General features: G+C 65.3%; 14 protein-coding genes and 2 pseudogenes. 2 read left to right on the top strand and 14 right to left on the bottom strand.

Translation table 11 applies throughout. The features are described from left to right. Positions 1 to 276: 276 nt before the first annotated feature. Positions 277 to 816 carry a transposase gene (locus QZY03_RS11025; protein WP_295580945.1) on the bottom strand — a complete coding sequence of 180 codons (540 nt, stop codon included), beginning with the start codon at positions 814 to 816 and terminating at the stop codon, positions 277 to 279. Between the two features lie 132 nt (positions 817 to 948). Here QZY03_RS11025 and QZY03_RS11030 point away from each other — a divergent pair, with 132 nt between their 5' ends. Next, positions 949 to 1,179 carry an IS110 family transposase gene (locus QZY03_RS11030; protein ID WP_295580947.1) on the top strand — a complete coding sequence of 77 codons (231 nt, stop codon included), beginning with the start codon at positions 949 to 951 and terminating at the stop codon, positions 1,177 to 1,179. Between the two features lie 30 nt (positions 1,180 to 1,209). Then, positions 1,210 to 1,353 carry a hypothetical protein gene (locus tag QZY03_RS11035; RefSeq protein WP_295580949.1) on the top strand — a complete coding sequence of 48 codons (144 nt, stop codon included), beginning with the start codon at positions 1,210 to 1,212 and terminating at the stop codon, positions 1,351 to 1,353. 149 nt (positions 1,354 to 1,502) lie between these two features. Here QZY03_RS11035 and QZY03_RS11040 read toward each other — a convergent pair whose 3' ends face one another. From QZY03_RS11040 to QZY03_RS11100, 13 genes and pseudogenes are all read right to left on the bottom strand, one after another. After that, complete coding sequence (locus tag QZY03_RS11040) at positions 1,503 to 1,835, bottom strand: hypothetical protein (RefSeq protein WP_295580951.1); 333 nt, start codon at positions 1,833 to 1,835, stop codon at positions 1,503 to 1,505. 838 nt (positions 1,836 to 2,673) lie between these two features. Next, entirely contained in the window at positions 2,674 to 3,165 is a 492-nt protein-coding gene (locus QZY03_RS11045; RefSeq protein ID WP_295580953.1) for a hypothetical protein, read from the bottom strand. An 85-nt stretch (positions 3,166 to 3,250) separates the two neighbouring features. Then, a pseudogene (locus tag QZY03_RS32065) lies at positions 3,251 to 3,937 on the bottom strand (hypothetical protein); the annotation flags it as partial. Between the two features lie 249 nt (positions 3,938 to 4,186). After that, the gene (locus QZY03_RS11055; protein ID WP_295580957.1) at positions 4,187 to 4,468 is read right to left on the bottom strand and encodes a hypothetical protein; all 282 of its coding nucleotides are present in this window, start codon (positions 4,466 to 4,468) and stop codon (positions 4,187 to 4,189) included. A gap of 4 nt (positions 4,469 to 4,472) precedes the next feature. Next, a complete protein-coding gene (locus QZY03_RS11060) occupies positions 4,473 to 4,787 on the bottom strand; it encodes a type II toxin-antitoxin system HicB family antitoxin (protein WP_295580959.1) in 315 nt (104 codons plus the stop codon). Positions 4,788 to 4,794: 7 nt separating this feature from the next. Then, the gene (locus QZY03_RS11065) at positions 4,795 to 6,357 is read right to left on the bottom strand and encodes an AAA family ATPase (protein WP_295580961.1); all 1,563 of its coding nucleotides are present in this window, start codon (positions 6,355 to 6,357) and stop codon (positions 4,795 to 4,797) included. 159 nt (positions 6,358 to 6,516) lie between these two features. Then, positions 6,517 to 8,580: a DUF2235 domain-containing protein gene (locus QZY03_RS11070; protein ID WP_295580963.1), complete on the bottom strand. Its 2,064-nt coding sequence runs from the start codon at positions 8,578 to 8,580 to the stop codon at positions 6,517 to 6,519. A 320-nt stretch (positions 8,581 to 8,900) separates the two neighbouring features. Further along, positions 8,901 to 9,661, bottom strand: a pseudogene (locus QZY03_RS11075) (gamma-glutamyltransferase). Positions 9,662 to 9,690: 29 nt separating this feature from the next. Beyond that, positions 9,691 to 9,939 (bottom strand): YfhL family 4Fe-4S dicluster ferredoxin, encoded by a 249-nt coding sequence (locus tag QZY03_RS11080; RefSeq protein ID WP_026199859.1) that lies wholly within the window; start codon positions 9,937 to 9,939, stop codon positions 9,691 to 9,693. Between the two features lie 171 nt (positions 9,940 to 10,110). After that, positions 10,111 to 10,587 (bottom strand): pantetheine-phosphate adenylyltransferase, encoded by a 477-nt coding sequence (coaD, locus tag QZY03_RS11085; protein WP_295580966.1) that lies wholly within the window; start codon positions 10,585 to 10,587, stop codon positions 10,111 to 10,113. Between the two features lie 255 nt (positions 10,588 to 10,842). Further along, a complete protein-coding gene (rsmD, locus tag QZY03_RS11090) occupies positions 10,843 to 11,466 on the bottom strand; it encodes a 16S rRNA (guanine(966)-N(2))-methyltransferase RsmD (protein ID WP_295580967.1) in 624 nt (207 codons plus the stop codon). Beyond that, positions 11,453 to 12,841 carry a pitrilysin family protein gene (locus QZY03_RS11095; RefSeq protein WP_295580969.1) on the bottom strand — a complete coding sequence of 463 codons (1,389 nt, stop codon included), beginning with the start codon at positions 12,839 to 12,841 and terminating at the stop codon, positions 11,453 to 11,455. The genes rsmD and QZY03_RS11095 overlap by 14 nt, the downstream gene beginning before the upstream one ends. 7 nt (positions 12,842 to 12,848) lie before the next feature. Beyond that, positions 12,849 to 14,240 carry a pitrilysin family protein gene (locus QZY03_RS11100; protein ID WP_295580971.1) on the bottom strand — a complete coding sequence of 464 codons (1,392 nt, stop codon included), beginning with the start codon at positions 14,238 to 14,240 and terminating at the stop codon, positions 12,849 to 12,851. Positions 14,241 to 14,716: the final 476 nt, after the last annotated feature.

Genomic DNA, 14,716 nt, shown 5'->3' on the forward strand with positions numbered 1-14,716 from the left:
GGCCGGGGATGTTGGGGTTCCTTCGTCACCCCAACCTACCGGAATCCAGCAGGTTTGGGCGCCAGTTGGAAATGATGTTGCCTCGTGCACGCCCCAAGTCACCGTATAAAACCCTCTCTATGTCATTGTCTTAAATTATGAAATTCTATGGATGCTCCAGGGTACGTCGCCCCGTTACCTGTAGGTTGCCATGAAAGTCGGACGGGGCCGGAGTCCGTAGGTTGGGGTGAGGAACGAACCCCAACGATCGGCGGCCGGGATGTTGTGGTTCCTTCGTCACCCTAACCGACGATGTTCACCGAAATCACCATCCGGCACCTCGGTGCATCCCCAGTCTTCCGATAACCACCCCTTGCGTACATGGGCGTGGAAGGACGAATAGGGCCACTCGCGAACTGCTTGCACATAGCCATGCTTCACCGGATTGAAATGCGTGTAATCGATATGTCGTTCAAGGTCGCGGTCATCCCTGATCACATGCTCCCAATACCGCCGTTGCCAGATTCCCCGCTCTCCTTTCAATAAACGACTGTCGCGGATGTACTCGTCTTTAACGACACAGCGGGAAAACCCCGCCTTGATCAGCGTCCAGCGCATTGCATAATCCGCGTCACCGGGCGGCAGCGTCCAGACCGCGTGGAGATGCTCCGGAAGCACGCACCAAGCCAGGATTTCGAACGGATGGGCTTGGCGCACGCGCCGCACCACCTCGCGCAAGTCCGCCACCTGCTCCACCAGCAGGCGCCGTGACCGATCGGCGAGATTGACCGTAAAGAAATAGGTCGCGCCTGCGATCATCATCCGTCGGTATTGCATTCTTCTTCACGCCTCCGATGGTCCATTCATAACCCGTTCATGTCGGTTGGGGTGAGGAACGAACCCCAACATAGCCGCCTACCGATGGTTGGTGTTGGGGTTCCTTCATCACCCCAACCTACGGTCCTGCTGGTGGAGATCGGCGACGACATGACCGCCTTCGGCAGCGCCGGGTGCCTGGCTAAATGGGCCGGCATCTGTCCGGGCAACGATCAATCCGTCGGCAAGCGCAGAAACGCGAAGACCCCCAAGGGCAACCGCTATGTGCGCGCGCTGCTGTGCGAAATCGCCTGGTCCGCCGCCCGCACCGCCAGCCAATTCAAGAGCCGCTACCAAGGCTTGGTCATTCGTCGGGGAGCCTAGCGGGCAATCGTCGCGATTGCCCACAAGCTGATGAAAATCGTCTATGTGTTGCTGGCGCGCCGCGTGCCTTATCGCGATGATACGGTCGACTACGAAGCATTGGCGGTGGAACGCAAGGCACCGCGCTGGATCAGGCAACTGAAAAAATTCGGCCATCTGCCGCAAACCGCCTGATCCGCTTCGGTTGACCGATGCTGCAAACCGTCGCGACGGCGGCGGCAGGATTCTTTTGCGCGCAACGGACTGGGCTTTCATGGCAACCTACGGCCCTACGGCCCTGGGGTCCGTCACGATGTCAAGGGACTTTCGGGGTACGTGCCTTATCATGCCAGATACTCGTGCTGCAAGTGCTCAGGCAGCCGGTCGGCGGGGTAGCGCCGGTGATGAATCGCCCCCAGGTGCCACCACCAATCGTCAAGGGGCTGGGTCGGATCATCAGTCAGCAGATACTCTGCGAGCGTGTCGGTCGCCTCCACCACCAGCGCGTTGATCACGTCCGCATCCAGCCGGGCCACCGCGGCGCGGCCTGCTGCATCCAGCGTCATGTTAGCGACGGCCGCTCGGGCGTTGCGCAGCATCGCCTCCTCACCCGCCGGCAGGGCAAAACGGATTTCTCGCAGGTAGGTCCCTAGGGCATCAGCTCGGTTAATGTCCACACCGCGGCTCCAAGTCGCAGCAAATCTGCCTGAGTATAAGCATAGACGCTGGTGCGCATACCATCAGCCCGAAGATAGGCATGGCTTCTTATCTCTCTTTTCTTCTTCGTGTCTCTGTGTCTTTGTGAGAGCATTTTCTTTTTCGGTGAGAGCGCGTCGGTTGGGGTGAGCGAGAGCGAACCCCAACGCTCCCCTCGGTGGCGAAATGCCCGAAGAGTCCCGTAACCCCTTGAAAGAATGTTCAGGAGACGCTGTGCTTCAATGGGTTAGCGAATTCGCCACCAGTGTCAGGAACGAACTCCAACCGCCCCGGCCGCCAATCGTTGGGGTTCCTTCGTCACCCCAACCTACGGCACTACGGCACTGCTGTGGGAGATCAGGGCCGCGATCAAGGGCGAGGTCTGGACCCTGGTGGTCGAGGTCCGGCGCAAGCAGGGGTTGGTGGTCCCGTATACGCTTTATGTGCGGTGGGGCCGCACTGCCTGATCCTTTGCGTAGCCCAAGCATAACGTCCGAAACGGCGTGCGGTTGGCCATAGTATAGAACAGCAGCGCGGAGGCCTGAAGGACGATTCGCCCAACTATCATCTATTAACCAGACGCGGCGCCGCCTGGTTCGGGTCCGGGGTTCCTTGGCCGCGCGCGCCGCACTCAGCGTGTAGGTTGGGGTGAGCGAGAGCGAACCCCAACGCTCCCCCTGGTGGCGAAATGCCCGAAGAGTCCCGTAACCCCTTGAAAGCATTTTCAGGAGACGCTGGGCTTCAATGGGTTAGTGAATTCGCCACCAGTGTCAGGAACGAACCCCAACATCCCCGCCGCCGATCGTTGGGGTTCGTTCCTCACCCCAACCTACCGGGCTCGTGGGCGACCTCGACGGTCGGCTCGCCGCCACGCCCGCGGTCGCAGACCAGCAGGCGCACGGCGTCCTGCGGGCGATCGGCATCGCGGGCGAAACAGTCGATCAGCCGGCGTTCCGCGCTGTCGGCCGGCCATTGGGCGAGCGGTGCCCGGCGGCGGGTGGCGGCGCCGGTCTCGGGGTCGATGTGGACCAGGTGGGCGAAGACATGGGGCAGGGCGGCCGGACCCTCGTCACCCAGCAGGGCGAGTCCGCGCTCGGCGCGCGTGCTCAGCACGCCCGCGAGGCCGCCGACCACCTCGCGATAGCAGGCCAGTTGCAGGGTCCGGTCGTCGCCGGCGGCGAGACCGATGTCCTGCAAGGCGGCGGCGAGCAGGGCCAGGCCGCCGGGTTCGCGGTCGGCCTCCTGCACCAGTTGCGCGGTGAGTTGGGGTTCGACCGCCAGGCCGACGGCCTGGGCCGGACCCTCGATCATGCGCGCCAGGGCGAGCGGTCCGGGCGCGCAGCCGCCGCGCCACCTCGGCGGGGCGCAGGCGGCCGTCGCGCCAGTGATCGCGGACGCTGTTGACCAGGGTGAAGAAAGGGTCGCCGTCGAGGGTCGGGGTCATGGCGCTGATCACCCAGTTGCGGCACCCGGCGATGGGCTCGGGTGTCGGGTGCTGGGGGTCCGGCGGTTCCGCCAGGGCGCGCCACAGGCCGGCTTTGACCAGCGACGATTTGCCGGAGCCGGAGGCGCCGCTGACGATGAGGAAGCGCCCGGTTGCGGGGGTGCGCAGCCGTTCCAGCAGATCCAGGGTCTCGGGCTCGCGGCCGAACAGCAGCCGGGCGAGTTCGGGGTGCCGGCCCCAGTCATAGGCCATGAGACCGGGATAGGGCGAGCCGGCCAGGGCGACGCGGGGCGGCGGGTCGCAGCCGAAGAAGCGGGCGAGTACGGCGCTGCGCTCGGCGGTGTCGCGGTTGCCATCTTCCCGGCGGGTGCGGATTTCGCGGATCAGGGCGCAGACCGGGGGTTCGGCGGCGGGCTCGGGCAGGGCGCGGTAGTCCTGTGCGCGCAGCCGGTTTACCAGCTCGCCGGCGACGGTGAGCGGCTTGCCGCCGAACTGAAAATCAGTGAGGGCCGGATGGCCGTGCAGGACCAGTTCCAGAAAGGCCCGTCGGTCGCGTTCCTCCTGCCACAGCGGCAGGCCGGCGAGCAGGTCGCGCAGGGTCTCGGCGATCGGCAGGTCGCGTTGGGCGTGGGCGGGCATCCGCGTCGGCTCCTTGCAGGTTCGGGGGATGGTTTTCCGGCGGCGGGGCCGTTGTCAAGTCGTTGTCCAGTGTGATGCGGTTCGTGCCTGACACTGGTGGAGAATTCGCTAACCCATTGAAGCACATCGTCTCATGAACATGCTTTCAATGGGTTATGGAGTTCTTCTGACATTTCGCCACCAGGGGGAGCGTTGGGGTTCGTTCTCGCTCACGGCAACCTACGGGCTCTCGCCTAAAAGAAGATGCTCTCACAAAGACACAAAGACACGAAGAAGAAAAGAGAGATAAGAAGCCATGAAAGGCTTCTCTATCTTTGTGTCTTTGTGTCTTTGTGAGAGGATTTCTTCTCTTCCTTCCGTGTCTTCGTGAAAAACCCTTGATCGGGCTCCCAGGTTCAAGCGCGTAGGATGCGGTGAGTACTCGGACACTGGTGGAGAAATGCCAGGAGAGCCCAGTAACTCCTCGCCGCGCTCGACGGCGGCGATCAGACTAGACAAGCGGTTCTTGGCTTCCAACATATTGACTTGCATAAGGTCACTCCGCGGGCTGATGCTTTGCCAAGCTTAGCCAATGAGGCTTCTCCGAGAGCACGGCCGGATCGATTTCGGCCAAGGCCCAGATCCAGCCGTTAAAGTCCGTATTGGTACGATGGGTCTCAATCCGTCCCGGGGGAGGGACGGTCCCGCCATCGTCCAAGACCGTTTCGATCCACAGGGTGATCGCCTCGCTGGCGTTGGTCAAGGCGTCGTCCAGCGTGTCGCCAGCCGAAAAACAGCCGGGTAGGTCCGGGACCACCACGCCAAAGGCATTGCGGTCATCGCCCGCTTCGATCGCGATTGGATATCTCATAGCGGGGTTAGCTCGTTTTCAGACCGGCCTGCGTCTCGACCTCAAACCCGACCACGCTGCGGCTGTCCCGACTGAACTCGACCCCGATCAGGTGAATCGGTTGGCCGGCGGCGCGGTATTTGTCCGCATAGCCGCGGTCTTTGATCTGCTGGAGTGCCCGGCCGTCGGGGGTCAGTTCGACCACTTTGAATTCGAAGAGATAGATGTGCCCGTTGAAGCGCAGGGCCATATCGAGTCGGCCGTGGTTGCTGCTGTCTTCCGGCGTGAGGTCCAGACCCAGGGCGGCGAAATAGGTGTAGAAGACGCTGGCGTAGTAGCCCTCGTAATGCGCGATCCGGTTGTTGCGGTACCAGTCGCCGGGGATGCCGGCGAAGAAGGCGCTGAACAGGGCCTGCAGGGCCGGGAAGTCGTTGATCAGCAGCAGTTGATGCAGCGACTTGCGGTGGCGGACCGACGCTTGTGCATCGGGCACCCAGGCGCGAAGCAGGCTGGCGTTAAGGCTTTGGTAAACTTCCCGATTGGGGTAGCGCAGCCGGTAATAGTAGTTGCCGCTGATCTCCTCCTCGCTTTCGATGGTCAGATAGCCGGCCTGGAACATCAATGCGACGGTGGGGATGTTGCCCACGTCGAAGGTCGCGAGGATGTCGGCGTCGGTCTCCAGCCGCCCCAGGTCGGGCAGCCAGCTTTCGCGCTCGGTGAGCAGATCGACGAGGAAGGTCGGGGTGCCGGTTTCAAACCACCAGGGGCGGAATTTGCGCTCCGTAAAGAGCAGCAAGAGGTCAAACGGGTTGTAGACGGCTTCGCCGGTCCAGTTGTACCCGTTGTACCACTCCCGAATCCGCTCGCGGTCCAGTCCGTCCAGTTCGGCGGCGAACACCTGGTCCAGGTCCGCCTCGGTGTAGCCGCAGATCGCCGAGTGCGCCGCCGACACCGTGATGTCGCGCAGGTTGTTCAGCCCGGAGAACAGGCTGATCTTGCTGAATTTGGACACGCCGGTCAGAAAGACGAAGCGCACATGCGCGTCTTCATCCTTGATGACCGAATACAGATCGCGCAGTCCGTTGCGCAGGTCACGCGCGACTTCCGGCGTGCCGAGATTGTCGAGAATGGGCTTGTCGTACTCGTCGACCAGGATCACCACCCGCTCCCCGGCGGCGGCGTGGGCTTTGCGGATCAGTTCGCCGAAGCAGCCGGAGGTGGTCGGCTGTGCGCAGTGCAGCCCCAGGGCGTCCTGGTTGATCGAGAGCAACTCATGGATCTTCAGCGTCAGCCTGTCCGCGCTGTGGAGCAGGCCGCCGCCGAAGCTCAGGCGGATGACCGGCGCGGGCCGCGACCAATCCCAACGGTCATGGATGAAGAGCCCGCGAAACAGCGGCTCACTGCTGGCGAAGATCTCGGCCAGGGTATCCAGGAACAGCGACTTGCCGAACCGGCGCGGCCGGGAAAGAAAATAATGTGTTCCCTCCTCGATCAGTTTGAGGGCGAAGTCCGTCTTGTCGACGTAGTAATAGTCATCCTCGCGGATTTTGCGGAAGGTCTGGATGCCGATGGGCAGGCGTTTGCGGGTCATGGGGGGCTCGTGGCGGGGTGGGCCGGGGGCGGATGCTGATAGAGCCATCGAACGTGATCACCGGACGTAGGGGCGGGTTTCAAACCCGCTCCTGCACCAAGGGTCTGTCCGGTGATCCAGGCCGGCTGTTCAATGGACACAACGGCCAACAGCGGCCGTTCAGGCGGTATTGGGCAGCCGCTCGATCCTGATGCGCGCCACGCCGCGGTTGTTGCAGTAAAAGATGTCCCTGAGCAAGGGGATGCGCAGGTCAGCGTCGTTGACAAAGAACTCCAGGTTGCCGGTCACGGTCGGCGTGATGTCGGCGCCGCGGCCAATTTTCATCAGACCTCGCCCCGATACGCCCGCGAGCAATGCTAACACCGGCTGGTCCGGGCGGCGAAAGAGCGGCTTGGCAAGCTTCAAGAGCAGTGGCGGCGGGTCGCACAGGCCGTTGGGACAGGCCCGCAAGGTGTCATCAGCCCATCCCGACCAGCGTTCGACCAGGATACGGTACCGCTCGCCGACCTGGACCCGGAGCCCGGTCGGACAACTGAAGTCGCGGGTCATGAATGCCAGACGATGGACGTCGCCGATGTTGAGAAAAAGCGGCGTCTGCAGCTCCTGCTGTCCGGGTTTGAGCCCACGGAAGCACCAGGCGGAGTGGATCTGGCGGCCCAACCAGAGCGGCAGGAAAAAGATCAGGGCGAGCAGGCGGACCAGGGTGGTGCTTGACAGGAAGGCGATCAGCCGCGCCCCCGACGCGGTGCTGATGCGCTCCGCCAGCGCCAGCAGGCGATGCTGCGGGGCAGCGCCGGATGAGTGCGGCCGGTGGTGCGGGGACAGGATGGCCCACCCGGCGTTGGCGAGCTGGTTCTGCCGGGATTTGAGCTGTTGCCGCAGCACGATGAGCAGGGGGACGAGCGTCAGGGGTCCCCACCGGGTCCAGGGTTGGGACAGGAGTCGGTCAAGCCACGCGGGCACCCAACCGGCCGAGGGCGTGATGTGCGGTCCGGCGCCGCCGAGCCAGGCCCAGCTTTCCCGCAGCAGCAGGAGCACCACCGAGCACAAGACCGCGAAATAAACGAGCCGCCGCAGCCAGACGATCGACCCGCACTGTGCCATCGCCCGACCCCAATCGGCCAGTTTCTGGTGCGTCGGGGCGAGGGTTTTGATCAGGGACGAATGTTCGGTGAGGTTGTGCGGCGCGTACTGATCGGTGGCGAGCGCGATGCGCTGCTGCACGCTCGGGTGAATCACCAGCTCGGCTTCGGTATAGCCGGCGCGGATCGCTTCGGTGTCGCGCGGCGCAAAGCGGTAGATGGCGCCCAAACCGCTGCGCGAGTCGTTCAGGCGGCCGTGGGCGTTCGCCGTGCGCCGAATCTGGTCCAGGGCCGCGGGGTGCAGGAGCAGCCCCGGTGCACCATTGGCAGCCGGGCTCTGATCGAAGGCGGTGACCCGCTCGATCATCCAGTCGAGGCTGATCAAGGCCAGTTGCGGTTTGGGGTAGCCGCCGCCGACGTTCGCGTGCACTCCGGCGAACCAGACTTGCTCGATGCGGCCAGGCTGGTCCTCGATGCGCTCATCCCACAAGACGGGATGAAAGGTCTTGCGGGCGTCGTCGAGGGACAGTGCCTGACACCCATGTGCGACCTGCGCGCTCAGAATCCGGTCGCGAAAGCTGTAGCGAATGACCTTGTCAATGGCCTCGCGCAGTTCGTCGAAGGGTACGCCCAGCGCATCCACTGTATCCCAGACGCCGACGAAATGGACCGGCGTCGGTTCCTGACGCGCGAAGGCTTGCCGGAAGTGAACGGGGATCTGGGGGGCGGACTTACCGCGGCGCGCGGCGCAGCAGGCGGCACGCAATAGCCGATCGAGATGCGCTTCGGAGTCGATCTGATTGAGGTCAAGGATGCCGCATTGGGTGATCAGCCCAGTCAGCAGGCGCACGGTGAAGGCGCCGCGACTGAAGCCGAACAGGTAGATGTGGTCACCCGGCTCCCATTGCCTGACCAGAAAGCCGTAGAGATCGCGCACGTTGCGGTTCAGGCCCCAACCGAATGCGCCGCCGACAGCCCGCAGCAGCTTCAGGTCTTGGGAGCCGACACCGTCGTCGTAGCAGCAGACCTGCCAAGGGTTGTCGTGGACCAAGGCCTGATAGAGTCGCCAGATGTTGGTCTCGTAGCCAACTCCGCCGCTTTGGCCGGTACCGTCCGATAACAATACGATGTTCTTCGACATGGCCCTCGTCCGTTGGTGTCACTTCCGGACCAACATTTAAGTACCCGTTTCCGGCTTTGTCAAAGCCGGCCGCTTGGCTGTGCTCAAGCGCCGCGGCCTACCTTGCCGGCGACAACCGTCAGATACGCGACCATCGCGGCCATCTTTGGCATCCCGCGCCGCCCTGGCCGCCGCGTCCTCCGTGGGAGCGGCGTCCCGCCGCGACGGGCCGGGCGCGTCGCCGCAGGTTTAGATGTCACCGCGGTACCGTATCGCGGCGGGACGCCGCTCGCACGGGAGATAGTCATCATCTGGGGTGTCTGATGTTCCTTCCATGGCCGCTACTCAACCCAGGCGCTACCGATGCCGCGGGGGTCGCTGGCGGCTTCCACCCGCGCGTGCGCCCGGTCCCAGAAGATGGCCTGCATGTTGCCGAACGGCCGTTGCAGCGGCTCCAGCCGGTGGCCCTTGGCCGCGAGTGCGGTCTGGTCCGCGGCACTGAGCGCACCCGGCTCGAATTGAATGACGTCCGGCAGGAATTGATGGTGGATGCGCGGCCGGGTGACCCAGTCGGTCACCGGCGCACCCTCGGTGACTGGTCGGGATCGCCGAGATACCGGGCGCGGTCGCGGTAGGCGCGGCGCATCACCTCCACCAGGGCGTGGGTCCGTTCGGCCCCGGTCAGGGCGGCGGCATCCAGGGTGTCGAGTGCCCGTTCGGGGACGAATTGACCCTGATCGTTCAGGTACATCGATCGATGCGCGGCCAGCGGGGCGCGCTCCCGCGCGTCGATCATGCGCGTGCGCGCGTCAGACGCGCGGTGCAGCAGCCAGAAGCCGCCGCCGCCCAGACCGGAGCTGTAGGGCTCGACGACGGCCAGGGCGGCGCCGACGGCGACCGCCGCATCGAAGGCGTTGCCGCCGGCGGCGAGAATGCCGATCGCGGCGCGCGTCGCCGCCGGGTGGGCGGAGGCAACCGCAACGCGAGGCGGTCCGGTCTGCTGGCCCTGTGTCTCATCAGCGGCCGGTGACTGGCCGATGAGACACAGGGCCAGAAAAATACAGAGGGGCGCCGGACGGCACCCCAGTGGGCAGGGCGGCATGACGGGCACCGCCGGGGCGGTGCCGACCCTCAGGCCGCTTTCATGCGGTCGTATTTGGCCTGCAATTCGGCCTCGGTTTCCTCGTGGTTCGGGTCCTTGATGATGCAGTCGACCGGGCAGACCTCGACGCATTGGGAGGTTTCATAGTGGCCGACGCACTCGGTGCAGAGGTCCGGGTCGATCACATAGGTCTCGTCGCCCTGGGAAATGGCGCCGTTGGGACACTCGGGCTCGCATACGTCGCAGTTAATGCATTCGTCGGTGATCAGTAGTGACATGGGATGACTCCTCTTGGTGAAAAAACGCGGGATGCGCTTATCGGTTGTGTTGGCTTGGCGTTCGCGCCGACACAGCATACCCGAGCGGCCTTCCGGTCCGCGACAAACCGTCGGCAGTGGTCGGCGAGCGGCACCTGTCCAAGCGTTCGTCGGACTCCAGATCCGCAGATGTTAGCCAAACCGCGCGCGTAATGCAGCCTGTACGTTGGGGGCGACGAAGGTGGATACATCCCCCTTCAGGCGCGCGATCTCGCGGACCAGGGAGGATGAAATGTAGGCGTACTGCTCGGCCGGCGTCAGGAACAAGGTCTCGATATCCGGGGCCATGCGGCGGTTCATGCCGGCCAACTGGAACTCGAACTCGAAGTCCGATACGGCGCGCAGGCCGCGCATGATGACGCCGACATCCAGATGGCGGGTGAAGGTGACCAGCAGGCCGCTGAAGGAGACCACCTCCACGCCCGGTACCGCGCCGACGACCTCCCGCACCATGTCGACTCGTTCCTCGATCGAGAACGTGGGGGCCTTGTGGGTATCCGCCGCGACGGCCACCACCACCCGGTCGAACAGCCGGGCCGCGCGTTGGATCAGGTCGGTATGACCGTTCGTGATGGGATCAAAGGTCCCGGGATAGACCACGCTGCGCAAGGATCGAGACTCCGGTATGGGTAAGCCGGTGCGGCCCCGTGGCCGCTACCGCAAAAGGTGCGGCACGATAGCACAGGCGCGGCGCCGGGGGCATCGAGCGATTTCGGTCGAATCCGCCACGCGCGTCAGTCGTTGTTATAGCCTTCTCACCTGATATCCAGACAGACTTTCGTGTCGGGGCGGGTTTTAAACCCGCCCCGTCCGGTTATCACGTTCGACGGCTATATCAGCGGTGTGGCCCGGCCGCCTGCGGTGTCAGTCGGCCGCGATCCCCGCGGCCGGGTGAATCAGCGCAATTCCGAAGCGGACTTGGCCAGCGGTGCTGTCCCTGATCAGGTCCCAACCCGCGGGCAGCGGCGGAAAACCGACGCGCGCCGCGGTCTCCAGGTAAACCCGTGCGCCGGGCGCCAGCCAACCGCCGTCGGCGAGCCGGGCGCAGGTCGGGACCAGCAGGTCGTCGGCGAAGGGCGGGTCGATGAACACCAGATCGAAGGGTCTGGCACCGGTGGCCAGCCACGCCAGCGCATCCGCCTGGATGACGCTGACCTGCGGCGCCGCGAGTGTCAGGACATTGGCGTGCAACTGTCGGGCGACCGCCGTATTTCGCTCGATCAGGACCACCTCGCCGGCGCCGCGCGAGGCGGCTTCGAACCCGATAGCGCCGCTGCCGGCGAAGAGATCCAGGCAGCGCGCGCCGGGCAGCACCGGTGCCAGCCAGTTGAACAAGGTCTCACGCACCCGGTCGGCGGTTGGCCGCAGCCCCGGTTGATCAGGGATGGGCAGGCGGCGGCCCCGGTAGCGGCCGCCGATGATGCGCAACCGCCCGGTGCCGCCGCCGGACCCGGCCGGGCGCCGGCCGGGCGCCTTAGCCCGGGTCACCGGTCGCGGGGACTTGCGCGGTGTCGGCGTCGCCGCCGACAGTGACGATGGCGAGTCGGTCCGGGTGGACGCGGCGGGCGAAGGCATCGCGGATTTGCTCGGCGGTTACGGCCTGAATGCGATCGGTGAAGCGGTCCAGATAGTCGAGCGGCAGCCCGTAAAACCCGATCACCGCCAGATATTGGATGATGTCCGAGTTCTCCGCGATGCGCAGCGGGAAGCCGCCGGTGACATTCTTCTTGGCGGCAGTGAGTTGTTCCTCGGTCGGACCCTCGGTGGCGAAGCGTTTGAGCGTGTCGATCATGACCGTCCGCGCCTGGTCAGCCTGGGCGTTCTTGGTCTGCAGGCCCATCAGGAAAGGTCCCGGTTTGGCCATGGGCAGGAAATAGCTGTAAGTGCTGTAGGACAGCCCGCGTTTCTCGCGGACCTCCTCCATCAGCAGCGAGACCAGGCCGCTGCCGCCCAGGATGTGATTGCCCAGATAGAGCGCGAAGTAGTCCGGATCGCCGCGCGCCATGCCGGGCTGACCGGCCAGGACATGGGTCTGGCTGGACGGGAAGGTGATCCGCTCGACCGCCGCGTCGCTCAGGTCGGCGACCGGCGGCAGGGCCGCGGGCCGCTCACCGGCCGGCAGCCCGCCGACCACCCGTTCGGCCAGGGCCTGCGCGGCGGGCTGGTCCAGTGCGCCGACAATGGCGACCACGGCATTGGACCCGGTGAAATAGCGCTGGTGGAATGCTTGCAGGTCCGCGCGGGTGAGGGCGCGGATCGCGTCCTCGGTGCCGGCCGGGTCCGAGGCATACGGATGGCTGCCGAAAACCTGTCGGAATAGCGCCTTCTGGCCGACCTTGGCGGGCTGCTCCTGCGCCTGACGCAGGCCGATCAGGGCGTTCTCGCGCTCCCGCTCCAGGTCGGTTGGCGGGAAGGTCGGGGCCGTCAGCAGCCCGGCCAGGGTCTCGACCGCGGTCTCCAGGGCCGGCTCCTGGGTCAGACTGCGGATGCCGACCGCAGCCAGATCCCGGTCGGCGGACGCGCTCAGGCTGGCGCCGACGTTCTCCATGCGCAGGGCGATGGTATCGGCGTCCCAGTCGCGCGCGCCTTCCGTCAGCATTCCGGCGGTGAAGGCCGCAAGGCCCGGCTGCGCGCCGTCGCGGGCGCTGCCGGCGTCGAAGACCACCCGCACATCGACCATCGGCAGTTCCGGGGCGGCCACGAACAGCACCCGGGCGCCGTTGCCGGTCTGCCAGGTTTGGATCTGCGGCCCGGCCTGGACCGCGCTGATCAGCAGCAGCAAGACGGCGGTCAGGCCGGTCCGCGGCAGCGTTGCCGACCGTTCGCGGCCAGGGGGCAACAGTTCAAAGTCGGCTGTATTCATGGGACGGTTAACGTACATTGCCATGCCCTCCGAGCCCTACCGGGGCGCGTGGTGGTTGGTTGCCGGCGAGCGGCTGGGGCTCAAGGACCGCGACCGTGAGCCGGTCCGGGATCAGGTACTTGCGGGCCACGGCCTGGACCTGCTCGGGAGTCACCGCGGACAGCCGGTCAACGTACTGATCGGCCAGCGTCCAGGGCAGCCCAACGCTCTCCAATTGTCCAAGTTCCATCGCCTGGGCGAAGACTGAGTCCTTGGCGAAGATCTTACCGGCAATCAACTGGGTGCGAATCCGCTCCAACTCGGCCGGAGCGACCGGCTCCTGTTGAAGACGCTCGATCTGGGCGCGCAGGGCCTGCTCCAGGGCTGGGATGTCGTGTCCCTTAGCGGGCACGCCGTCGAACAGAAAGAGCCCCGGCAGCCGCGAGGTGGCGCTGTACGAGGCGCCGGTGGAGGCGGCGATCTGACTGCCGCGCACCAGTTCGCGGGTGAGGCGCGCGCTGCTGCCGCCGTCCAGGACGGAAGCCAGGACCTCCAGCGCAAAGGGCTCCCAGTCCTCCGCGGCATCGGCGATGGCCGGTGTCTTATAGCCCATCAGGAGGTAGGGCTCCTGGGCCGGCGCCTTGACCCGGATGCGCCGCTCGCCCAACTGTTCCGGTTCGGCACGGGTCTTGGGCGGCGCGACCGTCTCCGCCTTGAGCGGCCCGAAATACTGTTGCGCCAGGGCGAACACCTGGTCCGGATCCACGTCGCCGGCGACCACCAGGGTCGCATTATTGGGCGCGTACCAGAGGCGATACCAGGTGCGCAAATCCTCCGCCGTGAGTTGCTCCAGATCGCCGGGCCAGCCGATCACCGGGTTGCCGTAAGGTGAGGCGAGAAAGGCCGTCGCGTCGAAGTGCTCGTAGGTGAGCGACTGGGGGTCATCGTCGGTGCGCATCCGCCGCTCTTCCTTGACCACCTCCAACTCCTTGGCGAACTGCGCCGGGTCCAGCGCCAGGTTGCGCATCCGGTCGGCCTCCAGCGCGAACGAGACCTCCAGCCGGTCGTTCGCCAGATTCTGGTAGTAAGCGGTGTAGTCCGACCCGGTAAAGGCGTTCTCCTCGCCGCCGTTCTCCGCGATGATGCGTGAAAACTCGCCGGGGCCGCGGGTCTGGGTGCCCTTGAACATCATATGCTCAAGGATGTGCGAGACCCCGGTGATGCCGCCGTACTCATAACTTGCACCCACCTTGTACCAGACTTGAGTGGTCAGGATCGGCGCCCGGTGGTCCGGCTTCACCAGGATTTTGAGCCCGTTGTCGAGCCGCCGCTCGAAGACCTTGGGGGCGTCGGCGAACGCCGGCGCGGCCGGCAGGAGCGAAATGATAAGCAGGCTGAGTGCGAGCGCGCGTCGGTGCATGAGATCTCCGGTGATCGACTGCGATGATTCGGCAATGTATGGGCCAGTGATGCCCGCTGCCAGTTGGCTGGGGTGACAATTTCGTCATGGGGCTTGCGCGTGCCGCCGTCCGGTCGGCTGGGAGTGCGCCAGACCGGTGCGGCGGGGGGACTTGATGATCGTTCCGGCTACAAGAAAACCGGAGGTCGAGGCTTCAGCCGGAAGCAGCGCCGCCGCCCGCTATAGCGTCGGCCTCCGGTCAGCGGCGTGCGTTATCAGGGCTTCCAGCCCTGACAGTGTCAGGCCAGGATGGCCTGACTACGCACCCGGCGAGCCCAAGGATGTCGAGGCTTAAGCCGGAAGCAGCGCCGCCGCCCGCTAAAGCGTCGGCTTCCGGTCAGCGGCGTGCGTCGTCAGGGCTTCCAGCCCTGACGGTGTCAGGCCAGGATGGCCTGACGACGCACCCGGCGAGCCCAAGCGGCCGGAATCTTGATCGA

Source organism: uncultured Lamprocystis sp. (genome assembly GCF_903933125.1).
Classification (GTDB): domain Bacteria; phylum Pseudomonadota; class Gammaproteobacteria; order Chromatiales; family Chromatiaceae; genus Thiodictyon.